Annotated in this window: 19 protein-coding genes; 11 read left to right on the top strand and 8 right to left on the bottom strand. The window is 68.6% G+C overall.

Annotated features, from left to right (window positions below):
• Positions 1-7: 7 nt before the first annotated feature.
• A complete protein-coding gene (locus L1Z78_RS13615) occupies positions 8-1396 on the bottom strand; it encodes a phosphomannomutase/phosphoglucomutase (protein WP_234642005.1) in 1389 nt (462 codons plus the stop codon).
• Between the two features lie 129 nt (positions 1397-1525).
• Positions 1526-3463, bottom strand: coding sequence for a propionate--CoA ligase (locus L1Z78_RS13610; RefSeq protein ID WP_267967013.1), 1938 nt, complete (start codon positions 3461-3463; stop codon positions 1526-1528).
• Between the two features lie 37 nt (positions 3464-3500).
• On the opposite strand from L1Z78_RS13610, the gene L1Z78_RS13605 reads away from it, so the two are divergent.
• Positions 3501-4322: an alpha/beta fold hydrolase gene (locus tag L1Z78_RS13605; protein ID WP_234642003.1), complete on the top strand. Its 822-nt coding sequence runs from the start codon at positions 3501-3503 to the stop codon at positions 4320-4322.
• Between the two features lie 138 nt (positions 4323-4460).
• Here L1Z78_RS13605 and L1Z78_RS13600 read toward each other — a convergent pair whose 3' ends face one another.
• Positions 4461-5063: an isochorismatase family protein gene (locus tag L1Z78_RS13600; protein WP_234642002.1), complete on the bottom strand. Its 603-nt coding sequence runs from the start codon at positions 5061-5063 to the stop codon at positions 4461-4463.
• A 192-nt stretch (positions 5064-5255) separates the two neighbouring features.
• Between L1Z78_RS13600 and L1Z78_RS13595 the strand changes: the two genes are divergently transcribed.
• The 3 genes from L1Z78_RS13595 to L1Z78_RS13585 all read left to right on the top strand — a co-directional run bounded on the left by L1Z78_RS13595 (position 5256) and on the right by L1Z78_RS13585 (position 7052).
• Positions 5256-5891, top strand: a complete 636-nt coding sequence (locus tag L1Z78_RS13595; RefSeq protein ID WP_234642001.1) for a C40 family peptidase — start codon at positions 5256-5258, stop codon at positions 5889-5891.
• A 173-nt stretch (positions 5892-6064) separates the two neighbouring features.
• Positions 6065-6322, top strand: a complete 258-nt coding sequence (locus L1Z78_RS13590) for a GlsB/YeaQ/YmgE family stress response membrane protein (RefSeq protein WP_234642000.1) — start codon at positions 6065-6067, stop codon at positions 6320-6322.
• 76 nt (positions 6323-6398) lie between these two features.
• Positions 6399-7052 (top strand): hypothetical protein, encoded by a 654-nt coding sequence (locus L1Z78_RS13585; protein WP_234641999.1) that lies wholly within the window; start codon positions 6399-6401, stop codon positions 7050-7052.
• 7 nt (positions 7053-7059) lie between these two features.
• Here L1Z78_RS13585 and yghU read toward each other — a convergent pair whose 3' ends face one another.
• On the bottom strand, positions 7060-7899 hold the full coding sequence (gene yghU, locus L1Z78_RS13580; protein ID WP_234641998.1) for a glutathione-dependent disulfide-bond oxidoreductase: 840 nt from the start codon (positions 7897-7899) through the stop codon (positions 7060-7062).
• A 129-nt stretch (positions 7900-8028) separates the two neighbouring features.
• Here yghU and L1Z78_RS13575 point away from each other — a divergent pair, with 129 nt between their 5' ends.
• Entirely contained in the window at positions 8029-8514 is a 486-nt protein-coding gene (locus L1Z78_RS13575) for an EVE domain-containing protein (RefSeq protein ID WP_234641997.1), read from the top strand.
• Positions 8515-8699: 185 nt separating this feature from the next.
• A complete protein-coding gene (locus L1Z78_RS13570; RefSeq protein ID WP_234641996.1) occupies positions 8700-9725 on the top strand; it encodes an FUSC family protein in 1026 nt (341 codons plus the stop codon).
• Between the two features lie 11 nt (positions 9726-9736).
• Here L1Z78_RS13570 and L1Z78_RS13565 read toward each other — a convergent pair whose 3' ends face one another.
• Positions 9737-10957 carry a CynX/NimT family MFS transporter gene (locus tag L1Z78_RS13565; RefSeq protein ID WP_234641995.1) on the bottom strand — a complete coding sequence of 407 codons (1221 nt, stop codon included), beginning with the start codon at positions 10955-10957 and terminating at the stop codon, positions 9737-9739.
• A 235-nt stretch (positions 10958-11192) separates the two neighbouring features.
• Between L1Z78_RS13565 and L1Z78_RS13560 the strand changes: the two genes are divergently transcribed.
• Positions 11193-12128, top strand: coding sequence for a LysR family transcriptional regulator (locus tag L1Z78_RS13560; RefSeq protein ID WP_234641994.1), 936 nt, complete (start codon positions 11193-11195; stop codon positions 12126-12128).
• A 34-nt stretch (positions 12129-12162) separates the two neighbouring features.
• Here L1Z78_RS13560 and L1Z78_RS13555 read toward each other — a convergent pair whose 3' ends face one another.
• Positions 12163-15453, bottom strand: coding sequence for an EAL domain-containing protein (locus L1Z78_RS13555; protein ID WP_234641993.1), 3291 nt, complete (start codon positions 15451-15453; stop codon positions 12163-12165).
• Between the two features lie 551 nt (positions 15454-16004).
• Between L1Z78_RS13555 and L1Z78_RS13550 the strand changes: the two genes are divergently transcribed.
• Genes L1Z78_RS13550 through prpF form a run of 3 tightly spaced genes read left to right on the top strand, consistent with a single transcriptional unit; the run spans position 16005 to position 20873 of the window.
• Entirely contained in the window at positions 16005-16985 is a 981-nt protein-coding gene (locus L1Z78_RS13550) for a tripartite tricarboxylate transporter substrate binding protein (RefSeq protein ID WP_234641992.1), read from the top strand.
• 55 nt (positions 16986-17040) lie between these two features.
• Positions 17041-19683 (top strand): Fe/S-dependent 2-methylisocitrate dehydratase AcnD, encoded by a 2643-nt coding sequence (gene acnD, locus L1Z78_RS13545; RefSeq protein WP_234641991.1) that lies wholly within the window; start codon positions 17041-17043, stop codon positions 19681-19683.
• Positions 19680-20873 (top strand): 2-methylaconitate cis-trans isomerase PrpF, encoded by a 1194-nt coding sequence (gene prpF / locus L1Z78_RS13540; RefSeq protein ID WP_234641990.1) that lies wholly within the window; start codon positions 19680-19682, stop codon positions 20871-20873. Before acnD ends, prpF begins: the two co-directional genes overlap by 4 nt.
• A gap of 4 nt (positions 20874-20877) precedes the next feature.
• Here the strand turns inward: prpF and L1Z78_RS13535 are convergent, their stop codons facing one another.
• Entirely contained in the window at positions 20878-21810 is a 933-nt protein-coding gene (locus L1Z78_RS13535) for a pyridoxal-phosphate dependent enzyme (RefSeq protein WP_234641989.1), read from the bottom strand.
• A gap of 67 nt (positions 21811-21877) precedes the next feature.
• Here L1Z78_RS13535 and L1Z78_RS13530 point away from each other — a divergent pair, with 67 nt between their 5' ends.
• Positions 21878-22798, top strand: coding sequence for a LysR family transcriptional regulator (locus tag L1Z78_RS13530; RefSeq protein WP_234641988.1), 921 nt, complete (start codon positions 21878-21880; stop codon positions 22796-22798).
• Here L1Z78_RS13530 and prpR read toward each other — a convergent pair whose 3' ends face one another.
• Positions 22799-24817 (bottom strand): propionate catabolism operon regulatory protein PrpR, encoded by a 2019-nt coding sequence (prpR, locus tag L1Z78_RS13525; protein WP_234641987.1) that lies wholly within the window; start codon positions 24815-24817, stop codon positions 22799-22801.
• Between the last annotated feature and the right edge of the window lie 126 nt (positions 24818-24943).

The raw sequence follows: 24943 nt of genomic DNA, 5'->3' as shown, positions 1-24943 counted from the left end.
GGAAAGCTCAGTGCGCCGCGCTGCCCGGGCGGGCACCGGGCTTGACGCGTTCGAGCAGCGCCAGCATCTGCGCTTCGATGCGTGACAGCGCCTCCCGGGTCTGGCCCTCGAAGCGCAGCACCAGCACGGGCGTGGTATTGCTGGCGCGGATCAGGCCGAAGCCGTCGGCCCAGTCCACGCGCAGGCCGTCAATGGTGCTGACCTGGGCCGGCGCGGCAAAGGTCTCGGCGGCCAGCGCCTGCAGCTCGGCCGCCAGGCGATGGGGCTCGCCTTCGGCGCAGGTCACATTCAGCTCGGGCGTGGAAAAGCTCGTTGGCAGTGCATTGAGCAGCGCGCTGGGGTCGGCCACGCGGGTCACGATCTCCAGCAGGCGGCAGCCTGCGTAGGTGCCGTCGTCGAAGCCGTACCAGCGTTCCTTGAAGAAGATATGGCCGCTCATCTCGCCGCCCAGGGGCGAGTCCAGCTCCTTCATGCGGGCCTTGACCAGGGAGTGGCCGGTCTTGAACATGACCGGCTCGCCGCCCGCCTCCCGGATGGCGGGTGCCAGGCGCTGCGTGCATTTCACGTCATAGACGATGTGGCCACCCGGCACGCGCGAGAGCACGTCCCTGGCGAACAGCATCATCTGGCGGTCGGGAAAGATGTTCTGGCCATCCTTGGTGACGATGCCCAGGCGGTCGCCATCGCCATCGAAGGCCAGGCCCAGTTCGGCGTCCGTGCTGCGCAGCGCCTCGATCACGTCGCGCAGGTTCTCGGGCTTGCTGGGATCGGGATGGTGGTTGGGGAACTCGCCGTCCACCTCGGAGAACAGCTCGATCACCTCGCAGCCCAGTGCACGGAAGATGCCGGGGGCCGAGGCACCGGCCACGCCGTTGCCGCAGTCCACCACGATCTTGATGGGACGCGCCAGCTTCACGTCGCTCACGATGCGGGACTGGTAGTCGGCCAGCACCTCGGCGCGGCGCACGCTGCCGGTGCCCGTGAGGGTCCAGTCGTCGTTCTCGACGCGGCGACGCAGGGCCTGGATCTCCTCGCCATGGATGGCACGGCCGGCCAGCACCATCTTGAAGCCGTTGTAGTCCTTGGGGTTGTGGCTGCCCGTGACCTGGATGCCCGAGCGCGCCAGCGTGCTGGCCGCGTAATACAGCATGGGCGTGGTGGCCATGCCGATGTCGATCACCTCGATGCCCACATCGATGAGGCCCTTGATCAGCGCCGCCGACAGCGAGGGGCCGGACAGGCGTCCATCGCGACCCACGGCCACCACCGTCTCGCCAGCGGCCAGGGCGGCCATGCCGAAGGCGCGGCCCACGCCCAGCGCCACCTCCTCGTTGAGCGTGGACGGCACGATGCCGCGGATGTCATAGGCTTTGAAGATGGAAGATGCGACCTGCACGTCGAAAACGCCTTTCGTCGGTTGAAAACAGGGCGCCGCAGCCGGGCATGGGGCCCGGCTGCGGCCCAAGGCGCGATTGTAGGCGTGCCGGCCACCGCCAGCGGCCTGGCGGCGAAGCGTTGCAGACGCTCACAGCTGCTGCTGCACCTGGGCCAGGGCGGCCGGATCCTCCATGGTGCTCAGGTCGCCCGGATCCCGCCCTTCGGCCACGGCCTGCATGGCCCGGCGCAACAGCTTGCCGCTGCGCGTCTTGGGCAGCGCACCGACGAATACCACGCGCGAAGGCCGGGCCACGGCACCCAGCCGCGCATCCACCAGCTTCATCACATCGGCCTCCAGCGCCGCGCGCGCGGCTTCGTCGGCGGGGGCCTCGCGCGGCACGGCAAACGCCAGCGCGGCCTGGCCCTTGAGCGCATCGGCCACGCCGACCACGGCCACCTCGGCCACCTGGGGATGGGCCGAGATGCACTCCTCGATCTCGCGCGTGCCCAGGCGATGGCCGGCCACGTTGATCACGTCGTCGGTGCGGCCCAGGATGAAGTAATAGCCATCGTCGTCGCGTATGCCCCAGTCGAAGGTGCTGTAGACCAGCCGGCCGGGGATGCTCTTCCAGTAGGTGTCGACGAAGCGCTGGTCGTCGCGCCAGACGGTCTGCATGCAGCCGGGCGGCAGCGGCCCCTCGATGGCCAGCACGCCCTTTTGCCCGGCGCCGCGCAGTTCCTCGCCCGTGGCCTCGTCGATCAGCTTGACGTCGTAGCCATAGACCGCCTTGCCCGGGCTGCCGAAGCGCGTCTGCTGGGGCTGCACGCCATTGCACAGCGTGAGGATGGGCCAGCCCGTCTCCGTCTGCCAGTAGTTGTCGATGATGGGCTTGCCGATGGCCTGGCTGATCCACTGGGCCGTGGGCTCGTCCAGCGGCTCGCCGGCCAGCCACAGCGCCTTGAGGCTGGAGATGTCATGGCGGCGCAGGTATTCGGCATCGTGCTTCTTGAGCACGCGGATGGCCGTGGGCGCCGAGAACATGTGGGTGACCTTGTATTTCTCGACGATGCCCCACCACACGCCCGCATCGGGGCGGATGGGCAATCCCTCGTAGAGCACGGTGGCCATGCCGGCGATCAGCGGTGCATAGATGATGTAGCTGTGGCCCACCACCCAGCCGATGTCGCTGGTGCAAAAGAAGGTCTGGCCGGCTTCGGCGCCGAAGATCAGCGGCATGCTGGCCGCCAGCGCCACCGTGTAGCCGCCCGTGTCGCGCTGCACGCCCTTGGGCCGGCCCGTGGTACCGCTGGTGTACAGCGTGTAGCTGGGGTCGGTGGACTCCACCCAGGTGCAGGGCACCTGGGTGTCGGCATGGCGCGTGCGCAGGCTGGCCCAGTCATGGTCGCGCCCTGCGCGCATGGGCGCCGGCGCCAGGCCCCGGTCCACGATGAGCACGGCCGCAGGCTGGTGGCGGGCCAGCTTCAGCGCCTCGTCCAGCAAGGGCTTGTAGGCCACCACGCGCCCGCCGCGCGAGCCCGCATCGGCACTGATGATCACCTTGGGCTCGGCATCGTCGATGCGGGACGCCAGCGCCGCCGACGCAAAGCCGCCGAACACCACCGAATGGATGGCGCCCAGCCGCGCGCAGGCCAGCATGGCGAAGGCCGCCTCGGCGATCATGGGCATGTAGACCTGCACACGATCGCCCTTTTGCACGCCCAGCGACTGCAGCACGGCGGCCATGCGCTGCACCTCGGCATGCAGTTCGCGGTAGGAATAGGCCTTTTCGCTGCCGGTCTCGGTGGAGATGGCGATCAGTGCGTTCTGGTCTGCCCGCACGGCCAGATGCCGGTCCACGGCGTTGTGGCACAGATTGGTCCGGCCGCCCACGAACCACCGCGCAAACGGCGGGTTGTCGTAGTCGCAGATGCGCTGCGGTGGTACGTGCCATTCGATGCGCCGGGCCTGCTCAGCCCAGAAGGCATCGCGCTCCTGGATGGAGCGCTGGTGGAAGTCGTCGAAGCCGGCGGTGTGCGGGGCCATGGTCTGTCTCCTGGTTTCTTGTGGTCTGGAATCTTTCTGAATTCATAATTATTCATAACGCGCTTGCCAAAAGCTGACAATGCCCGGCGTCGGGGACTGGCTGGAGATAATCGCCGACGGCCAGCCCGAAGCCAAGCCCACACGCCACCGCGAGAGAAAGACAGGAATGGATATCGAGGATTTCGAATTGCCGCTGCGCGACTGCCTGCTGCGCGGCTCGATCCATCGGGACCGGGGCAGGCGTGCGCCGGGCACGCTGGCACTGCATGGGGGCGGTCGTTCATCCCGGCTGGGCTACCGGCCGCTGCTGGACTTTCTGGCAAGCCACGGCCATTCGAGCGCGAGCTTCGACTTCGCAGGCCAGGGGCAGAGCGGCGGCGACCTGTTGCGCTCCAGCCTTGCCCACCGAACCGGCCAGGCACTGGCCGTGGCCGGGCACCTGGGCATGGACCGTCCCGTCGGCCTGATCGCCTCCAGCATGGGCGGACATGTGGCCTGCGGCCTGATCGATGCGCTGGCCCCTGCTGCACTGGTTCTCTACTGCCCCGCGGCCTATGAGGCGGCGGCGCAGCACCTGCCTTTCGGCCCGCGATTCCAGCAGGCCATCCGCGCGACCCGCTGTTTCAAGGACTCGCCGGCCTTCGAGGCCCTTGAACGCTTCGAGGGCCGGCTGCTGCTGGTGCTGGGCGCCCAGGACAGCGTCATCCCTCCCGAAGTCGAGCAGGAATACGCGAGCCGCGCCGTGCGTGCAAGCAGCGTCGAACTGCTGCGCCTGCCCGGCGCCGGACATCATCTGCACGCCTGGCTGGCCGAGCGCCCCGCCGAATCCGCAATGGTCTTCGCCCGGGTGCTGGCGACCCTGGGCGAGGCAGGCGACAGCCGGGTTGCTCAGAAGCTGTAGTGCAGGCCGACCGATATTCACTCGAAACGAGACTGGTGCGCTGCTGCGCAGAACGGCGCATGCCCCCGGAGCCCACGAAAAAAGGCGCCCCGGCGAGCGCCTGACGGCGAGGCGGACAGAGGTCCGCGCCTGATGCCCCTACTTGACCAGTGCCAGCAGATCCTTGAAGGCGGGGTGTTCGCAGCTGCGCAGCCATTCGAAGGCCACCATCTCCGTGGTCACCAGCTCGGCACCCGCGCCGGCCAGGCGGTCGAAGGCGGCGTCGCGGTTGCGCTCGGTGCGGGAGCCGCAGGCATCGGTGACGACCCAGACATCGAACTCCTCCTCCAGCAACTCCAGCGCGGTCTGCAGCAGGCAGACATGCGCTTCGCAGCCGGCGATCACCACCATGTTGCGCTCGGGCGCCTGTTGCTGGGGCTTTTGCAGGTGCTTGGGCAGGCTGCGCGCATTGCCGCCTTGGGGCCGCGCCGGGGGACGCAGCCACTCACCCAGGCCTTCGGCCACGGCGCTGAAATGCATCTTGGACAGGGTCTTGCGACACAGGCCGCGCAGTTGCGTGTCGTTGGCGCCCAGTCGCGAGGGATTTTGCTCGGTGCCGAACACCGGCACATCCACCAGTTGCGCCAGCCGGGCCAGCTTCACTGCATTGGCCAGCACGGCCGGTCCTTCGAAAATGGCCGGCATGAGGCGCTCCTGGTAGTCGACGAGCACGAGCTGGGATTCAGAGGCTTCAAGCAGCATGGCGGTTCTTTCTTGGATGCAGGGCGGCGAGCGCCACCCTTCTTTTATGGGAGACGGGAAAAGCCCGCCATTGTCGCAGCTTGGGCGCATGGGGCTGCGCAGGCCACGTATTCCTGAGTTGCCTCAAAAACCCGGGTGTTCGGGGGTCTTATCGGATTTGTCCTACGTTTTTGCGTGGTAATCTCGCGCCCCATGTCCCGATGGCTTATCGCACTCCTGTTCGTCAGCGTCACCGCGCATGCCGCGCCGCCTGAGATGCGCGACGACGACATGAACCAGCTGCTGGTCAACCGCAGCCTCATCTCGCAGCTGCGCGAGGCCCGCCACCACATGGCGGAGCGTACCTCCGACTTCGTGAAGGAAGCGCGCCAGAGCGTCGCCGAGAAAACCTCCGATCTGGTGGTGACCGCCATGGGCTTCATCGGCGTTCCCTACCGGCGCGGCGGCAACACTGCTGAAACCGGCTTCGACTGCAGCGGCTTCGTCCGGGCCATCTATTCGGAGACACTGGGCAAGGTGCTGCCACGCCGTGCCGACCAGCAGGCCCAGGCCACCGAAAAGATCGACAAGAACGAACTCAAGCCGGGCGACCTGGTGTTCTTCAACACCATGCGCCGTGCCTTCAGCCATGTCGGCATCTATGTCGGCGACGGCAACTTCATCCATGCCCCCCGCACTGGTGCCCAGGTCCGCGTGGAAAGCATGCAAAGCGCCTACTGGTCACGCCGCTTCGACGGCGCCCGCCGCGTCCAGGACGCCGACGGCCTGGGCCTGGATGCCAGCAAGGCCGCGCTCGCCATGCAGATGCAGGCCGGTCAACTGCAGTAGGCAAGGGTCTCTGCCCGCCACCTGATGAACGCCTGCCACGCAGGCGTTTTCGTTTTTCAGGGGTCTTCCCGCATCGCCATGCCGCTTTGGCGGAGGTAGAGATGCTGTCCGACAGGGCTGCCCCGCGCCGCGCCCTAGAGTCGCGGCATGGAAGCTTCTGTTCGGAGAAAAGCATGATGTCCTTGATTGGCACCTTGATCGTTGGCCTGGTCGTCGGTTTGATCGCGAGGGCGATCAAGCCGGGCGACGACAGCCTCGGCTGGATCATGACGGCCCTGCTCGGCGTGGCGGGCTCGTTCCTTGCCAGCTATGTGGGGGTGGCCCTCGGTTGGTACGAGGCAGGCCAGCCCGCGGGCTGGATCGCCTCCATCGTGGGTGCCATCGTCATCCTCTTCATCTATGGCCTGGTGCGCAGCAAGAGCGCGCGCTGAGGGGAAAACCCGTGCCAGCCCCTGCCGGGCTGGCAGGCATCATTGATGGCCCTCGGCCTCCATCCCACTGGCACGCATGATCTTTCGCACCCCGGAAAAGACCCCGCCCCCCGTTCCACCGCGCAAGGACGTGGCACAAGCCGCCGAGAGCGCGCGCAAGCTGCTGCACCGGCGCGCCATGGTCGGCGCCGCCGCCAGCAGCCTGCCCATCCCCGGGCTGGACTGGCTGGTGGATGCGGCCTTGCTGGCACGGCTGCTGCCGCGCATCAACCGGGAGTTCGGCTTGACCCCCGAACAGCTGGATGGTCTGGAGCCCGGCAAGCGCGAGCAGGTGCAAAAGGCCGTGGCCATGGTCGGCTCGGTACTCATCGGCAAGCTGATCACGCGCGACATGGTGGTGCGCCTGGCGCGCGCGGCGGGCATGCGCATGACGGCCACGCAGGCGGCCAAGTACGTGCCGCTGGCCGGCCAGGCGGCCGCCGCGGCATTGGGCTACGCGACGCTGCGCTACCTCGGCGAGCGCCACATCCAGGACTGCATCCGCGTGGTCGAGCAGGCAGAACTGGACATTCCCGCCCGACTGGACCGCGCCGCCCGCAAGGTGGAGCGCACGGACAGCCGGTTGCAGAGCGAAAGGGATGGAGGGAAAGCGCCGGACGAAACACCGTCCGGCAGGACGCCGCGCTCCTGGCGCCAGCCGGACCGCGGCCCCTGGGGCCGTTCGCGATGAGCGATGCTCAGCCCAGGTCCGATGCCTGATGGCGTTCCGGCACCTGGGTGGCTTCGTCGCCCCAGGTCCGGTTCACGCGCCGCCCGCGCACCACGGCGGGCCTTGCGCCAATCTCGCGGGCCCAGCGCAGCACATGCGTGTATTCATGGGCCGACAGGAACTGCGCGGCGCCATAGACCTCGTTGAGCACCAGGGCGCCATACCAGGGCCAGATGGCGATGTCGGCAATGCTGTAGTCCTCGCCCGCGATGAACCGGTTGCCGGCCAGCTGTCGGTTCAGCACGTCGAGCTGGCGCTTGGTCTCCATGGTGAAGCGGTTGATCGCATACTCGAACTTTTCCGGCGCGTACACATAGAAGTGGCCAAAACCGCCGCCCAGGTAGGGCGCAGAGCCCATTTGCCAGAACAGCCAGTTCAGCGTCTCGGTGCGTGCGGCAGGGGCCGTGGGCAGCAGCGCGCCGAACTTCTCGGCCAGGTACAGCAGGATGGAGCCCGATTCGAACACACGCACGGGCGGCTCCACGCTGCGGTCCACCAGCGCGGGGATCTTGGAGTTGGGATTGGCCTCGACGAAGCCGCTGGAGAACTGGTCGCCTTCGCCGATGCGGATCAGCCAGGCGTCGTACTCCGCGCCCGCATGGCCCAGCGCCAGCAGCTCCTCCAGCATGATGGTCACCTTCACGCCATTGGGCGTGGCCAGCGAGTACAGCTGCAGCGGCTGCTGCCCCACGGGCAGGGCCTTGTCGTGCGTGGGACCGGCGACCGGTCGATTGATGTTGGCGAAGGTTCCGCCCGAAGGCGCCGGTTGCCATACGGCGGGGGGGACATAGGTGGAGCTGTCGGACATGCAGGATTCCTGTGGTTCGCGGACATTCGGGAGGCGCCCGCTTGCCAGGCATTCTCGTACCCCCGCGGCACCCGCGCCGGCCCATGGAAATCGCCGCCATCGCGCGCGGGGATTTGCCACAATCACGCCATGACCGCATCCCACCCCGCCCGCCAGTATTGGCTCATGAAGAACGAGCCCGACGAATTCTCCATAGACCACGCGCTGGCAGCCCCCAATGCCACCATCGCCTGGGACGGCGTGCGCAACTACCAGGCCCGCAACTTCATGCGCGATGCCATGCAGGTGGGCGACGGCGTGCTGTACTGGCATTCGAGCTGCGCCGAGCCGGGCATCTACGGCATCGCCCGCATCGCCGGCAATCTGCGGGTGGATGCCTCGCAATTCGAACCCGGCAACCCCTACCATGATCCCAAATCCTCGCCCGACAAGCCGCGCTGGCTCACCTTGGACGTGCAGGCATTGCGCAAGACACGCCCGTTGCTGATCGCCGAATTGCGCGCGCATCCCGAACTGGCGCAGATGGGTGTGCTGCAGAAAGGCAACCGCCTGTCGATCACGCCGGTCACGCCGGCGCAGTGGAACTTCATCGAAGCACTGCTGGGCCTGCCCTGACCGGACGGCTCCGGGCACGGGCTGCTTTCTTACAAGCGAGAAGCCACTCTCCTGCAAGCCGGCCCTGACCCGGCCGCTATGCTTTTGGGCATTTGCGGACCTGGATTTCGCAAGCTGGAGGGAGAATTTTCGTGCGCTGGCGCAAAGCAAAGGCAAAGGCAGACACCGGACCATTCAAGAGCGGCATGGCAGCGGCACCCGGTCGCCTGCGTCTGGCGTTGCGCGACGCCATCGCCGCCTCGCTGGGGGCGATGCTGGCCTGGGAGCTGTCCCACTATCTGCTCGGGCATCCCAAGCCTGTCTTCGCCGCCGTCACGGCGCTCGTATGCCTGGCACCGGGCCTGCCCAGCCATCTCAAGCAGACCTGGGGCCTGGTGCTGGGATGCGCCATCGGCATCACCGTGGGCGAGCTGGCCTGGCTGCTGCCCGACCACATTCCACTGCTGCGGCTGAGCCTGGCTTCGCTGGTCGCGCTGTCTCTGGCAGCCATGCTGGGCCAGCCACCGGTCGTGCCCATACAGGCAGGTGTCTCCGTGGTCCTGGTGCTGAGCATGGGGCCCAGCGCTGCCGGGGAAGTCAGGCTGGTCGATGTGCTGGTGGGAGCGGGCGTGGGGCTGATGTTCAGCCAGGTCCTCTTCACTGCCAATCCGCTGCGCGCCATGTCGCGCTCCGCAAGCACCTTGCTGGAGCAGCTGGCCAACGGGCTGGAGGCCACGCTGCGCGCCACGGCCACGCACGACACGCCCGATGCCACCGTGGCCCTGGGCCAACTCACGCGCAGCAGCGATGCGCTGGGCACCCTGCGCGCAGCCGTGGTGGAAGCGCAGAGCGCCAGCCGCTGGTCCCTTCGGGGGCGCCTGGGCAGCGCGGGACTGCTGACGGTCACCGGCCGGTACGACCGGCATGCCGTACGTCTGTATGCCAGCGCTCTGCTGCTCGGCGAAAGCCTGGTGCGCGGCATGGCGCACGACAGCGGCCTCATGCCGCGCCCCGTCGTCCTGCACTGCGAATGGCTGATCGAGGCCTGCCGCCAGCTGTCCGCCAACGGCAATGTGGTGGCTCTTGCTCCCGATGATGCACTGGCCCGGCTGGCAGCCTCCGCGCCTCTGCCCCCGGTGCATCCCCTGCCCCCGCCCTGGATGCCAGCACTGGAGCACGCAGGGCAGATGCAGGAAGCCTTGCAGGCGCTGATCGGCTCACGCGACGCCTGAATGCGCGCCCGCTAAAGCCGCCGCGCCACGGCCGCGCCAATGGCGCCGGCAAGCCACCAGCCGACCACGCACATGGCGCCTGTGACCAGCCAGGTCCACTGCCACCCGCCGGCCTGTACCGCCACGGCGGCCACCAGGGGCGGCCCGGCGAACTGGCCCACGCAAGACCATTGCTGCATGAATCCCACCGTGGTCGACACCGTGGATTCATCGGGCGCCAGCCGCACGGCCATGGAAAACAAGGTGCCCGGAATGAGGCCGCCGGCCGCGGAGAACAGCGCCACGGCCAGGAAGCGCAGCCACAGTGGCCCCAGGAACTGGCCCCGCCACTGCAGATAGGCGGCCAGCGCACATACGGCCATGCAGCCAAAACCCAGGCGCAGTGCGCGCGTGGCGCTCCAGCCGGCTTGCAGCAGCCGGCCCGAGGCCACATTGCCCACCATGTTGGCCAGTGCCACCAGGGCCGTCAGCATGCCCGACAGCGCCGGGCCCAGCCCTGCCTGCGCATAGACCGTGGGCAGAAAGCCGATCACCGCCATCCACTGCCCGGAGTACACGGCAAACGCCAGGGAAACCAGCCAGGGGCCCGGACTGCGCAGCGTCACCGCCAGGCGGGGGCGCCATCCGCCCCCCGGTGCGGACACGCGCGCATCTGCGCCGGCCTGCAGCCCATCCGCCGGCACCCCCCACCAGACGGCCAGCCCGGCCAGTGCGGAGACCAGACCCACCAGCAGCCACCACAGCGGCCAGGAGCTCCATGCCAGCACCCAGGGGCCCAGCAGCAGCCCCAGCGCGCTGCCCAGTGGCATATAGGTTCCCCACCACCCCATGCGCGCGCTCAGCTCCCGCGGCGCCACGCAACGGCGTATCAGCCCCGGCCCCGGCAAGGCGACCAGCAGGAATCCCAGCCCCTCCACCGCGCGCAACGCAAGCAGCGTTGCAAAGCCTGTCGCCGAGGCGCCCCAGGCACTGGCCGCGGCCATCAGCGACAGTCCGACCAGCATGCTGCGCCGCAGCCCCCAACGGTCCGCACACAGTCCTGCCGCCAGGCCCAGCAGCATGCCGGCGACCTGCACCGTGGACAGCAGGAAACCCGCCTGCACCAGCGAGACCCCCAGCTGCTGCTGCAGCATCGGCACGGCCGCAGGCAGCTTGCCCACATGCAGCGCGGCGCTGACGCCGGCCGCCACGACGATCCACGAGGGATGCACACCCTGCCTTGTTGCTGTCACCGGACCCTGCCTCCTGCCGACGCCTGCCGCGCCCCGTGGATGATGCGTGAAATATCCCAGCATAGGCGATGGCGGCTCCATGCGCAGCGGCCCGCCTTAGGTCCATCCGCGGGCACACAGGGGACCGGCATCTCCGTCCAGGCCATGAACGGGAAGCCGACTGCAAGGTCCTGTATTCTCGGGCCGAGCCAACACATTGCCGACGCCGGCATGGGTATCCGCCACATGGACGACGATGTTTTCCGACACAGACACCGACAGTGACCTCAACTCACCGCTGCCCTCAAGGCGGCTGCCATCGCTGCAGGCTCTGCGCTGCTTCGAGGCGGCGGCCCGCCTGGAGAGCTTCAGCCAGGCCGCGCAGGAACTGCACCTGACCCATGGAGCCGTCAGCCGGGCCGTTCGCGTCCTGGAGGACGACCTGGGCATCGCGCTGTTCACTCGTCGCAACCGGCGTGTCTTCCTGACCGAGGCGGGACGCCATCTGGCCCAGGCCGTGCATGAGGGCATGGAACGCATGCGTCAGGCCACGCAGGAGCTGCGCCTGCGTGCCCGCCAGTCGCAGCGCTGGGTGCTGTCCTGCGAGCCCACGCTGCTGATGCGCTGGCTGATCCCGCGCTGGCCAGGTTTCCAGGAACGGCATCCGCAACTGCAGATGCACCTGGTCGCCGGGGGCGGCGCCTTCTCGTTTGCGGACGGCATCGATCTGGCCATCCGCCGCGATGATTTTCCTCTTCCCGCAGGCTGCCATGCCGAGCCCCTGTTCACCGAACGCACAGGTCCCGTCTGCCGGCCGGACCGGCTGGCGCAATGGAGCGAGCCGGCCAGTGGATCGTCACCGGCCCGCCTGCGGCCGGAAGCCCCCACCCTGCACAGCCGCACGCGCCCTGGCGCCTGGCCGACCTGGGCCGAGTGCAGCGGCATGCCTGCGCCCTCCGGGCCTCAGCTGTGGTTCGACCATTTCTACTTCAGCCTGCAGGCTGCCGTGGCCGGGCTGGGCCTGGCCGTAGGCCCCTGGCAACTGGTAAGGGACGACATTGCCAGCGGCGTGCTGGCGGCTCCCATGGGTTTCGTGGAGGATGGCTCCCGCTATTGCCTGTTGTCCCCGGCGCCCGCAGCGCACGACGGGCTGCACGCGCAGTTGCTGCTGTGGCTGCGCTCCCAGGCATGACCATGGAAGAGTCCGGCATCGATCCGGACGAACGCTAGGCCCCCGGACTTGCGCCATCCGGGGTCTGGCCCTGCGCCGCCCAAGCAGCCGCCTCGACCTGAAGACTGCCCTGCCGCTCCAGCCCTGCTGCCATGGCCACAGGACTCAGGCAAGGAGGGCGCTGGGCGGGCAGGCCCTGTTGCACCAGCGCCTCGAAGCTGCGTACCGGCACGGGCGGGCTGAGCAGATAGCCCTGCCAGGCATGGCACTGCTCGTCCTCCAGGAACTGGCGCTGTGCCTCGGTTTCCACGCCTTCGGCGACGACCTGCAGGCCCAGGCTGGTCCCCAGGGCGACGATGGTGCGTGCGATGGCCGCGTCATTGGGGTCGCTGAGCACGTCACGCACAAAGCTGCGGTCGATCTTGAGCTGGTCCAGCGGCAGGCGCTTGAGATAGGCCAGCGAAGAGTAGCCGGTACCGAAGTCATCCAGCGAAAAGCCCACCCCATGCGCCTTGAGAGTGGCCATCTTGGCGGCCGTGTCATCCACGTCGGCCAGCAGCAGGCTTTCGGTCAACTCCAGCTTGAGCAGGCGCGGATTGGCGCCGTTCGACTGCAGCGCCTGGAGCACCTGTTCCACGAACCTGGCCTGGTGGAACTGGCGCGGACTGACGTTGACGGACAGGACCAGGCTCGCCAGCGCCGGATCCTGGGCCCACTGCGCCAGCTGGCGGCAGGCTTCGCCCAGCACCCATTCGCCCAGTTGCAGGATCAGGCCGCTTTCCTCGGCCAGGGAGACGAACAGCGAGGGCGGGACCAGGCCCTCGCGCGGGTGGTTCCAGCGCAGCAGCCCCTCGGCGCCGACGATGCGGCCATGCACCACCTGCGGCTGGTAGTACAGGACGAACTGATGGCGCACGATGCCCTCGCGCATCTCCTGCTCCATGGCCGTGCGCGATCGCAGCACCGCCTGCAACTGGGGGTCGAAGAACTGCAGCGCGTCGCGCCCCATGCCCTTGGCCTGGTACATGGCCATTTCGGCGCGGCGCAGCACCTCATCGGCGCTGAGTTCCTGGTTGCCGAACAGGCTGGCACCGATGCTCAGCGTGATATGGCAGGACTGCCCGGCCAGCTGCAGGGGCTGCTGCAGCCATGAACGCATGCGCTGGACTTCGGCCTCCACCTGCGATGCCGCCTGCATGGCGTCGTTGTCCAGATCCTCCAGCAGCACCACGAAGTCATCCCCGCTGTGGCGGGCCAGGGTGGCCTCGCGCCCCAGCGACTGGGTCAGGCGCTCGGCAAGCATGCGCAGCAGTGCGTCGCCCAGCTCCAGACCCAGGGTGTCATTGAAAGCCTTGAAATTGTCCACATCGAGCAGCAGGACGGCGCCGCAGCGCCCGCGCCGACGGCCGGAGGCCAGGGCCTGCTGCAGGCGGTCCACGAGCAAGCGGCGATTGGGCAGGCCGGTGAGCGCGTCATAGAAGGCCAGCCGGCGGATTTCCTCCTCCGCCATCTTGCGCTGGCTCTGGTCCTGGAGGATCAGCAGGCAGCCCTCATCCAGCAGCAGGCCCGCGACCGATACGGAGCGCGTGCAGCCATCCGCACCGATGAGCTGATATTCCTCGCTGCCGAAGGAGCGCTCCATCTCGGTATCGGCGCCGCCGGAATACCGGGTGACGCCTGCCCTCGCGCGTGCCGCCTCGAAGCGCCGCTGCATGCGCTGGCGCCTGGGTTCATCGGCACACATGTTGCGCCACCAGCCATCACCGTCCATGCCCGTCGTCGCGCCATGGCCCGCCAGCCGCAGGAACTCCTCGTTCCAGTAGGCGAACTGGCCGTCGCCCTGCAGCATGGCAAGGCCCAGGGGCAGGCGCTGGATGACCCTGCGCAGATGGCGCGAGCCCTCACGCTGGATCTGCTGGAGGTGGCGCCGTGCACCGATGTCCTGGACCAGGGCCATCAGACGGGGGGAGTGACCGGGGCCCAGCGCGGAAATATGGATCTCGACCCACACCAGCTCGCCGTCGTGGCGTCGCAACTGCCGCTCCATCTGCAAGGCACGGCGCTTGCCTGCGGCCAGCTCCAGCAGCGAACGTCTGTCATCGTCCGGAGACTCGCTGGACATCAGGTCCAGCAGAGGCCGCTGGCAAAGCTGCTGCGGATCGTAGCCGGTGATATCGCCATACCGCCGGTTCACGTGCAGCACCTCGGCAGTGGCCGCGTCGATCTGGACCACACCGATCGCCGCCTGCTCGAACAGCGCCTGAAAACGTGCATCGCTTTCGCGGATGGAACGCGAAGAGGCCCGCAACTGGGCCCAGCCTGAGTGGCGCCGTCGCCACCAGGCAGCGGCCAGCGAGGCCAGCAGCGCCGAAACGAGCATGCCCAGCGCGAACAGCACCAGCGGCTGCGCGCGCTCCGTCCAGGACAGGGCCGTGCCCACGGCGATGAAGTCCAGCCGCCACAGCCGGTCCTGCGCCTGCAGCGTCTGTTCCAGCACCACCTGACCGGTGCCGCCCCTGTCTTGACCTGGCTGAGGCCAGGCCGCGCCCAGGTACAACGGCAAGGGCGTGGGACTCGCAGATGGAGCGGGGGATGCGGGACCCGCATCATGCATGGCCAGCGCGAGCCGGCCCAGGAGTCCGCGCTCGTGAAGGTCCTGCACCAGATCATGCACGCGGACACTGGCATCGGCCGTGCCAAGGAACGTCCACGACGGCGTGGCGGCATCGGAGGATGCCGGCGCCGGCTGTCCGAAGACCGGCGCCCGCACCAGCACGGCCGTCGCATGCTCGCCCGGCTGCTTCATCGCGAACGGAGCCGATACCACGGTGCCGGCGCTGTCCCGGCTGCGCAGCATGCTGGCCAGCAGGCCCGGGCGGTCATGCATGTCCAGGCCGGCGATGGACTCGTTGCCTTCCAGCGGCCACAGATAATCGACGACGAAATAGCGTGCCTGTGCGCCACCTGCCGCCCCCTGCGTCGGGGAAAAATAGGGGGCACCATGCTCCACCGTGGCCCGCGTGAAGGCCAGCGCCTGCATGCCCGGCTGGGACTGCACGCGCAGGGACTGCGCCATGCGGCCGAAGGCCTGCTGTCCCATTTCGGGAGCCGCGGCCAATTGGTTGGCCACGTGCTGAACCAGCATGGCATAGGCATCCAGCCGCATCTGCAGTGCCTGCCGGGCAGACTGCGCCTGCTGGGTGTGGCGCTGCCAATCGAGCCGCTCCAGCATCTGCTGCTGGTGCAGGGCCAGCATGGCGCTCAGGCACAGCCCCAGGGCCATGGTGGCTGCGGCCGGCCATGCGGAACGGATGGCTACGAGCATGCGCTGGGCGGAAGCTGACATGGAGCGGCGAAGGCGGAAAAGGCGGTCACGGGAAAACGGAACGGGAGCACGGAACCACTCGTTGCCAGACCCGGGGACCGCAACCGAACAAAGCAAGCGGCCCATGCAGGGCAGAAAGCGGAGGATAAATGGATTTCGGCCTCTCTCAGGCAAATCACATGTAAGACCAATCCTACATTCATCACGAACTCTATCGTCCGGACGCACCAGTGCTGAAGGCTTGCCAGGGCAAACCCCAGGACCTGCGCACATTCCTCTCGGGAATCCTGGGGGACCTTCCGAGAGGCCCGCACCTCGCAAGCGGATGACTGCAAGCATTGCGCCTTTGACGAGCGGCGTCGCATCCCCACGACGTGTTGCGACTGTCTATCAGACATGAATCCAGGATCGGCATTCCTGAAACATAGTTGAAACACCCGGACCACTTGCCCAAGGCCGTGCCTCCCGGCGAATCAACGGCGAGGGTGCATCAGCGCACGACCTGCAAGACATGGCATGGCGCTTGCAACAGCGACCCGGCACAGCCCCAATGACAACGACGGAGACATACCATGAGCATCAGCCGCCGACGGTTTTGCACCGCCCTGCCCGCCCCGGTGGCAGGTCTTGTCCTGCCCCGGGCAGGCCAGGCCCAGGAGGTCTTTCCCTCCAGGCCCTTGAAGATCGTCTGCCCGTTTGCCCCGGGCGGCGGCTCCGACTTCATCGCCCGTGTCGCGTCCAACGTGCTCAATGAAAGGCTGGGCCAGGCCGTGGTCGTGGAAAACCGGCCGGGAGCCGGGGGGACGCTGGGGACGGAATATGCGCTGCGCTCGCCCGCCGACGGCCATACGCTGCTGCTCGTGGCCGGCAGCTATACGGTCAACCCCTCGCTGTACAAGCTGCGCTTCGATCCCGTGGCCGACATGACGCCCGTGATCCAGCTGTCCCGGGGCGCCTATGTCGTCTGCGTGAGCCCCCGCGTGCCGGCGCGCAGCCTGCAGGAGTTGCTGTCCCATGCACGCGAGAATCCCGGCAAGCTGACCTTTGCATCGGCCGGCAACGGCAGCCATCTGCACATCGTGACGGAATACCTGTTCGGCATGGCCAAGGTCAGGGCGACCCATGTCCCCTACCGCGGCACGGGCCCCGCCGTGACCGATCTGCTGGCGGGCAATGTGGACATGCTGGTGGCCGGCACCGAGGCCCTGATGCCGCATGTCAGGAGCGGAAAACTCCATGCCCTGGCGGTAACCACGGCCCAGCGCCTGTCCGCCTATCCCGAAATTCCCGCAGTGGCCGAGAGCGGCCTGCCGGACTACGACGTGGTCGCCTGGCACGGGCTGCTCGCACCCAAGGGCCTGCCACCGGCCATCCTGGCGCGCATCAACGGCGCACTGGATGCAGGACTCAAGGTACCTGCCCTGGTGGCCCAGCTGGAGCCCACGGGCGTGTCCCCGGCAGGCGGCACACCAGCCCAGTTCGGCACACTGATCCAGTCCGAGATCCCCCGCTACGCCAAGGTGGTGAAGGACAACGAAATCCGCGCACAGTGAGCCCACGGCCTCCCCGGACAAGAGGACCAGGACCCGCCCGCATTGCATCCGCCCCATGAACCCCAAGTACAAGAAACCCCTGCCCGGCACCGCGCTGCACTACATCGATGCCCGCGCCGCCGTCGACGCCCTGCAGCCCGGCGCCTGGCGCCGCCTGCCCTACACCGCACGCATCCACGCCGAGAACCTCGTGCGCCGCGCCGATCCCGCCCATTTGAACAACTACCTGCGCCAGCTCGTCCAGCGCCGCCGCGACATCGACTTCCCCTGGTTCCCCGTGCGCGTGGTCTGCCACGACATCCTGGGCCAGACCGCCCTCGTGGACCTGGCCGGCCTGCGCGACGCCATCGCCAAGGAGGGCAGCGACCCCGCCCAGGTCAACCCCGTCGTGCCGGTCCAGCTCATCGTCGACCATTCGCTGGCCGTGGAGTGCGGCGGCTCCGATCCCGACGCCTTTGCCAGGAACCGCGCCATCGAGGACCGCCGCAACGAGGACCGCTTCCACTTCATCGAGTGGACCAAGAAGGCCTTCGCCAACGTGGACGTGATCCCCGCGGGCAACGGCATCATGCACCAGATCAATCTGGAGAAGATGTCCCCCGTCGTCCATGTCCAGGACGGCCTGGCCTTCCCCGACACCTGCGTGGGCACCGACTCGCACACCCCCCATGTCGACGCCCTGGGCGTGATCGCCGTGGGCGTCGGCGGGCTGGAGGCCGAGAACGTGATGCTGGGCCGCGCCTGCTGGATGCGCCTGCCCGACATCGTGGGCGTGCGGCTCGCGGGCCGGCGCCAGGGCGGCATCACCGCCACCGACATCGCCCTGGCGCTGACCGAGTTCCTGCGCCGCGAGAAGGTCGTGGGTGCCTATGTGGAATTCTTCGGCGAGGGCGCCGACAGCCTGAGCGTCGGCGACCGGGCCACCATCTCCAACATGTGCCCCGAGTACGGCGCCACGGCCGCGCTGTTCTCCATCGACCAGCAGACCATCGACTACCTGCGCCTGACCGACCGCAGCCCCGAGCAGGTGCGCCTGGTCGAGACCTATGCCAGAACCACGGGCCTGTGGAGCACCGACTTGCAGACCGCGCACTACGAGCGCGTGCTGGACTTCGACCTGTCGGCCGTGGTGCGCAACATGGCCGGGCCGTCCAACCCGCACCGGCGCCTGCCCACCTCGGCCCTGGCCGAGCGCGGCATCGCCGATGCCGCCAGGCTGGCCGCCGGCCGGCAGCAGGAGTCCGAAGGCCTGATGCCCGACGGCGCCGTCATCATCGCCGCCATCACCAGCTGCACCAACACCAGCAACCCGCGCAACGTCATCGCCGCAGCCTTGCTGGCGCGCAATGCCAACCGCCTGGGCCTGGCGCGCAAGCCCTGGGTCAAATCCTCGCTGGCGCCCGGCTCCAAGGCCGTGGAGCTGTATCTGAAGGAGGCCGGGCTGCTCACCGAGCTGGAGCAACTGGGCTTTGGCATCGTGGCCTTTGCCTGCACCACCTGCAACGGCATGAGCGGCGCGCTGGAGCCCGCCATCCAGCAGGAGATCATCGAGCGCGACCTCTACGCCACGGCCGTGCTGTCGGGCAACCGCAACTTCGACGGCCGCATCCACCCCTATGCCAAACAGGCCTTCCTGGCCTCGCCGCCGCTGGTCGTGGCCTATGCGATCGCGGGCACCATCCGCTTCGATATCGAAAACGACGTGCTGGGCGTGGCCGAGGGCCGCGCGATCCGCCTGAAGGACCTGTGGCCGACCGACGAGGAGATCGACGCCATCGTCGCGCAGGCCGTCAAGCCCGCGCAGTTCCGCGCCGTCTACGAGCCCATGTTCGCCATCCACCGGGACGACGGCGGGCGGGTGGCCCCGCAGTACGACTGGCGCCCGCAATCCACCTACATCCGCCGCCCGCCCTACTGGGACACCGAAGGCGTGGGCGCGCTGGCGGCCTTCCCGCGCACGCTGACCGGCATGCGCCCGCTGGCCCTGCTGCCCGACAACATCACCACCGACCACCTCTCGCCCTCCAACGCCATCCTGGCCGACAGCGCGGCCGGCGAATACCTGGCGCGCATGGGCCTGCCCGAGGAGGACTTCAACTCCTACGCCACCCACCGCGGCGACCACCTCACCGCCATGCGCGCCACCTTCGCCAACCCGCAGCTGGTCAACGAAATGGCCGTCATCGACGGCGTGCAGCACCAGGGCTCGCTGGCCCGCATCGAGCCCGAAGGCCGCGTGGTGCGCATGTGGGAGGCCATGGAAACCTACCTGCACCGGCGCCAGCCGCTGATCATCATCGCGGGCGCCGACTACGGCCAGGGCTCCAGCCGCGACTGGGCCGCCAAGGGCGTGCGCCTGGCCGGCGTGGAGACCGTGGTGGCCGAGGGCTTCGAGCGCATCCACCGCACCAACCTCATCGGCATGGGCGTGCTGCCGCTGGAGTTCCTGCCCGGCACCGACCGCAAGACCCTGGCGCTGGACGGCACGGAGGTCTATGGCGTGGAAGGCGAGCGCACGCCGGGCGCCCAGCTCACGCTGGTGATACAGCGGCGCGAAGGCCAGGTGCTGCGCGTGCCCGTGACCTGCCGGCTGGACACGGCCGAGGAGGTCTCGGTCTACGAGGCCGGCGGCGTGCTCCAGCGCTTTGCCCAGGATTTCCTGGCGCGGCGGCAACCGATGACCGAGGAAACCCCATGAGCCTTCCGCAGATCAAGATCCCCGCCACCTATCTGCGTGGCGGCACCAGCAAGGGCGTGTTCTTTCGCCTGCAGGACCTGCCCGCGGCGGCGCAGCAGCCCGGCGCCGTGCGCGACGCTCTCCTGCTGCGCACCCTGGGCAGTCCCGACCCCTACGGCAAGCAGATCGACGGCATGGGCAATGCCTCGTCCAGCACCAGCAAGGCCGTGATCCTGTCGGCCAGTACCAGGGCGGACCACGATGTGGACTACCTGTTCGGCCAGGTCGCCATCGACCGGCCCTTCGTGGACTGGAGCGGCAACTGCGGCAACCTCTCGGCCGCCGTGGGGCCCTGCGCCATCCACATGGGCCTGGTCGATGCCGCGCGCATCCCGCGCAACGGGACGGCCACCATCCGCATCTGGCAGGCCAACATCGGCAAGACCATCGTGGCCCACGTGCCCATCGTGGACGGACAGGTGCAGGAGACGGGCGACTTCGCGCTGGACGGCGTGACCTTCCCTGCGGCAGAGGTGGCGCTGGAGTTCCTGGACCCGGCCGATGAAGGAGAGGACGGAGGCGCCATGTTCCCCACAGGGAACCTGGTGGACCGGCTGGATGTACCCGGCGCGGGCAGCTTCGCGGCCACGCTGATCAATGCGGGCATCCCCACCATCTTCCTGAACGCCCAGGACCTCGGCTACACGGGCTGCGAGCTGCAAGAGGCCATCAACACGGACGACGAGGCGCTGGCCCGGTTCGAGGCCATCCGCGCCCATGGCGCCTTGCAGATGGGCCTGATCCAGGAGCTGGCCGAAGCGGCCACGCGCCAGCACACGCCCAAGATCGCCTTTGTGGCGCCCCCGGCCGGCTACACGGCATCGAGCGGCAAGCGGGTCGAGGCCGCCGACGTGGACCTGCTGGTACGGGCACTGTCCATGGGCAAGCTGCACCACGCGATGATGGGCACGGCGGCGGTGGCCATCGGCACGGCGGCGGCGGTGCCGGGCACGCTGGTGAACCTGGTCGCCGGTGGCGGCGAGCGCGAGGCCGTGCGCTTCGGCCATCCCTCGGGCACGCTGCGCGTGGGGGCGCAGGCACGCTTGGTGAATGGCCAGTGGCAGGTGACCAAGGCCTTGATGAGCCGCAGCGCGCGCATTCTGATGGAAGGCTGGGTGCGCGTGCCCGGCGAGGTACTGCCGGCCGAATGAAGGCTCAGGCCCCGGCAGCCAGCGCTGCGGCATGCCACTGCTGCAATTGCGCCAGCGTGCTGGTGGTGCCGCCGCAGGCCACCACCAGCACGCGCCTGAAGCCGCTCAGCGCGGGCGAACGCCCATAGGCCAGGGCCAGCGCCGCACCACAGGCGGGCTCCACATGCAGGCGATGGTCGTCGATGAAGCGCAGGCAGGCGTCCAGCGCCCGGGCATCGGTTACCACGGCGCTGCGCACGGGGTGGGACTGCGCCAGATCGAAAGCCTGCCGGCAGACCTGGCGCGCGCCCAGCGAAGTGGCCACGCTGGTGATGCCGTCGAGCACCACGCGCCGCCCCAGAGCCAGCGAACGGGCCAGGGAATCCGCGCCAGCCGTCTCCGCGGCGATCACCGGCACATCGGTCCAGCCGTGGCGCAACAGGCCTTGCACCACCCCGGCCAGCAACCCGCCACCCCCCACGGCCAGCACCACGGCATCGGGCTTGAAGCCCGCCGCCTCCAGTTCATCGACCAGGGTGGAGTGTCCCTGCCACAGCAGCGGGTCATCGAACGGGTGGACAAAGGCATCCTGCGCACCCAGCAGCGATTGCGCCAGCACGTTGGCTTCATCCCAGACGGCGCCATGCACCCTCAGTTCGGCGCCCTGCGCGCGGATCTGCGCCCGTGCATGTTCCGTCGTGGTCTGCGGCACCACCACGGTCACGGGAATGCCCAGTTGCCGCCCCGCACAGGCCACGGCGATGCCGGCATTGCCGCCCGAGGATGCGATGAAGCGCCGCTTGCCCTGGCGGGCCAGCGTCTCGCAGGCATGGCCTATGCCGCGCAGCTTGAATGATCCACTGGGCTGCAGCAGGTCCAGCTTGAGCCAGATTTCGGAGCCGTTGGCCTGGCCCAGGGCCGGGGATTCGATAAGGGGAGTGACGATGTGCAAAGGCATGGATGGGCAGTGTAGGAGCAGGCATCCGCCGCGATAATCCCCTGGCATTCCAAATATTCTTTGCATTGTGAGCACAAATCAAGCCCTGCCCCTGCTCAGCGAAATGGCCATCTTCGTCAAGGTGGTGGACACCGGCAGCTTCTCCGAGGCCGCGCGCCAGTTGGGCAGCTCTGCCTCGGCCACCAGCCGCGGCGTGGCCCGGCTCGAGAAGGCGCTCGGACTGCGCTTGCTCGAACGCACCACACGCAAGCTGCGCCTGAGCGAGGCCGGCCGCGAGGTGCATGCACGCTGCCTGGACATGGTGGGCGCCGCCCAGGCCGTCATGGCCGCCTCGCTGCTGCACGATGCCCGGCCGCGCGGCCTGGTGCGCATCAGCGTGCCCAAGGCCGTGGGCCGCACCGTGGTCCACCCGCACATGCCCGAGTTCCTGGCCCTGTACCCCGAGGTCGATGTGCAGATGCGGCTGGAAGACCGCTACATGGACCTGATCGACGATCCCGTGGACCTGGCCATACGCATCACCAACCATCCACCACCGGGGCTCATGGGCCGCCACCTGATGGACATCGACCATCTGCTGTGCGCCACGCCGCAGTACCTGGCGCGGCAGGGCATGCCCGTGCATCCGCTGGACCTGCGGGCCCACAGCTGCATCTACCTGGGGGAGGAGCCGGGCGACGCGCACTGGAAGCTGCGCGCGCATGGCAAGACCGTCACCGTGGCCGTGCGCGGCCGCTATGCAGCCAACCATACGGGAGTGCGGCTGGACGCCGTGCTGCACCACATCGGCATCGCCAGCCTGCCGCGCTTCACGGCGCAGGAGGCACTACGCGAGGGCCGCATCGTCCAGGTGCTGCCCGAGTGGAGCTTTCTGCCCAACTACAGCGGCCAGCTCTGGGTTCTCCACTCCCCCACGCGCCACCTGCCGCTCAAGCTGCGCGTGCTCATCGACTTCCTGGCCCTGCGGCTAGGCCGCCAAGCGCCCTGATCAGTCCGGCACCCTGAGCCTGCGCCACAGCGTGGCCCGGCTGATGCCCAGGATCTCACAGGCGCTGCGCTGGTCGCCCCGCACCTGCTCCAGCACCTCGCGCACGCGCTGACGGTCGGCATCGCGCCGGGCCTCGCGCAGTTGCAACTGCCTTTGCTGCGCTGGCAGTGCCTGCGGCAGGCCGGGAGCGGCCTGGCCGCATTCGGGAAACAGCTCCCGCAACCGGGCCAGGTCCGCACGGCCCTCGCCGTCGCACAGGTCTTGGCGGCAGGCCAGCAGACGCTCCACCCAGTTGTCGAGTTCACGCGCATTGCCGGGCCAGCGGTGGCCTGCCGCCAGCTCCAGCAGGGCTGCCAGCAAGTGTTCCAGCGCCTTCCCCTCGGACTGCAGCGACAGTGTACGCATCCGCCTCGCCAGCATGGCTCGCGCCATTGCCTGCACATCGGCGGGTCCGCGTTCATGCAGCGAGGGCATGGCCAGGCGCAGAACGGCCAGGCGGTAGAACAGATCCCGGCGAAAGCCCCCGCTCTCGACCAGGGCCGCCAGATCGGCATGGGTGGCGGCGACGATGCGCAGGTCCACGGGCACGGGCATGGTGGAGCCTACGCGCAGCACCTCGCGCTCCTGCAGCACGCGCAACAGCCGCGACTGCAATGCCAGCGGCATGTCGCCGATCTCGTCCAGGAACAGGGTGCCCGTGTGGGCCGCCTCGATCAGGCCGGTCTTGCCGCCGCGCCTCGCGCCCGTGAAGGCGCCCTCGTCATAGCCGAAGAGCTCGCTCTCCAGCAGGCTCTCGCTCAGCGCCGCGCAATTGACGGCCAGGAAGGGCTGGGCCGCACGCCGACTGGCACGGTGCATGCCCTGGGCCAGCAATTCCTTGCCCGTGCCGCTGTCTCCCTGGATGAGCACCGTGGCATCGCTGGCCGCGAACTGGCGGGCCAGCCGGCGCACGCGCTGCGCTGCTTCGCTCTCGCCTGCATAGTCTTCTATGCGCCAGCGCACGCCTGCGCCGCGCAGGCTGCGGTTGGCGCGCAGGTGACGGTCGGCGCGCTGGATGATGGCCGGATCGCGGCACACCAGCAAGGCGCCTGTCAGCTGTCCGTTTTCGACGATGGGCGCGCGCCGCACGACCAGGGTACGCATGGCCAGCTGTACCACTTCCTCGCTGCCCTCGGGCTCCAGCGCCTGGTTCCAGGCCAGCGGGGGAGCCACCTCATCGAGCGGCCGTCCGTGCAATTGCCCGGACGGTGCGCCCAGCAGCCCGGCCATGGTGGGATTCAAGGCCTGGATGCACCCTTGCGGATCCACGGCAACCACTCCGTCCTGCAACTGCCCCAGCACGGTCTCCAGCCGCTGATGGCGCGTGCGTTCCGCATGGCGGTGGCGCGCCAGCAGCACGGCATCGTGCAGGGCCTGCAGCACGGCGCCATCCGAGTAGAGCAGCACGCTGGGAATGCCGGCCTGCTCGGCCAGGTCGGCCACCAGCCCCGGCGCGACCACGGCGCCCACCCCGGCGGCCTGCAGGGCTCGCACGCAGGCCTGCGCATCCTCGGGCCCGTGGTAGCTGAACTGCGCGATGTCGGCACCGAACAGCGCGTCGAAACGGGCCAGGTGGGGCGAGGGATGATCGAACGACACCAGGCCGATGCGCGGCGTTCCGTTCGCCTGCGCCAACGCTCGCGCGCTGGCCAGCGCATGCAGCAGGTCGAAGCCGCGCACCTCGATCATGACCACGGGAATGTCGACGCGCTCGCGCACCCAGGCGCCGCTGGCCCCGGCCACGACCAGGGCGTCGATGGGACCGCCCGCCTCCAGCGCGCGCACGGCCTGGACGGCGTCATCGAAGGCAGCACTGACATGCTCCACGCGCACCTGATCCTCCACGGCGAGGGACATGCGTTCCAGCACGCGGCCGATGCGATGGCGCCCCACGGTGACGACACGGGGCCAGCCGGCGCGCGGTCCTCTGGCCGGTCGTGAGGAAGATGCAGGTGGGGGTGCGTTGCCTGACTCATTCATGCAACCGATTATTTCATTCCTGCAACGTCGCGCAGCGCAGACCCCCCCCCACTCCCCCAGCACAAGCGATATGGCTTCAAAAAATCAATGGAATCAATGATTTGCAATTACAAGGGTTTACCCTTT

It is taken from the genome of Delftia tsuruhatensis, assembly GCF_903815225.1.
Taxonomy (GTDB): domain Bacteria; phylum Pseudomonadota; class Gammaproteobacteria; order Burkholderiales; family Burkholderiaceae_C; genus Comamonas; species Comamonas tsuruhatensis_A.
Note: the sequence above shows the minus strand (reverse complement) of the source record. Positions and strands in the feature narration are given on the sequence as shown.

What these genes read in the sequence shown, in the direction of transcription:
- L1Z78_RS13605 (WP_234642003.1), top strand. Translation starts at nt 3,501, where the DNA reads ATGCCCGGCGTCGGGGACTGGCTGGAGATAATCGCCGACGGCCAGCCC.
- L1Z78_RS13600 (WP_234642002.1), bottom strand. Translation starts at nt 5,063, where the DNA reads ATGCTGCTTGAAGCCTCTGAATCCCAGCTCGTGCTCGTCGACTACCAG.
- L1Z78_RS13595 (WP_234642001.1), top strand. Translation starts at nt 5,256, where the DNA reads ATGTCCCGATGGCTTATCGCACTCCTGTTCGTCAGCGTCACCGCGCAT.
- L1Z78_RS13590 (WP_234642000.1), top strand. Translation starts at nt 6,065, where the DNA reads ATGATGTCCTTGATTGGCACCTTGATCGTTGGCCTGGTCGTCGGTTTG.
- L1Z78_RS13585 (WP_234641999.1), top strand. Translation starts at nt 6,399, where the DNA reads ATGATCTTTCGCACCCCGGAAAAGACCCCGCCCCCCGTTCCACCGCGC.
- yghU (WP_234641998.1), bottom strand. Translation starts at nt 7,899, where the DNA reads ATGTCCGACAGCTCCACCTATGTCCCCCCCGCCGTATGGCAACCGGCG.
- L1Z78_RS13575 (WP_234641997.1), top strand. Translation starts at nt 8,029, where the DNA reads ATGACCGCATCCCACCCCGCCCGCCAGTATTGGCTCATGAAGAACGAG.
- L1Z78_RS13570 (WP_234641996.1), top strand. Translation starts at nt 8,700, where the DNA reads ATGGCAGCGGCACCCGGTCGCCTGCGTCTGGCGTTGCGCGACGCCATC.
- L1Z78_RS13560 (WP_234641994.1), top strand. Translation starts at nt 11,193, where the DNA reads ATGTTTTCCGACACAGACACCGACAGTGACCTCAACTCACCGCTGCCC.
- L1Z78_RS13555 (WP_234641993.1), bottom strand. Translation starts at nt 15,453, where the DNA reads ATGTCAGCTTCCGCCCAGCGCATGCTCGTAGCCATCCGTTCCGCATGG.
- L1Z78_RS13550 (WP_234641992.1), top strand. Translation starts at nt 16,005, where the DNA reads ATGAGCATCAGCCGCCGACGGTTTTGCACCGCCCTGCCCGCCCCGGTG.
- acnD (WP_234641991.1), top strand. Translation starts at nt 17,041, where the DNA reads ATGAACCCCAAGTACAAGAAACCCCTGCCCGGCACCGCGCTGCACTAC.
- prpF (WP_234641990.1), top strand. Translation starts at nt 19,680, where the DNA reads ATGAGCCTTCCGCAGATCAAGATCCCCGCCACCTATCTGCGTGGCGGC.
- L1Z78_RS13535 (WP_234641989.1), bottom strand. Translation starts at nt 21,810, where the DNA reads ATGCCTTTGCACATCGTCACTCCCCTTATCGAATCCCCGGCCCTGGGC.
- prpR (WP_234641987.1), bottom strand. Translation starts at nt 24,817, where the DNA reads ATGAATGAGTCAGGCAACGCACCCCCACCTGCATCTTCCTCACGACCG.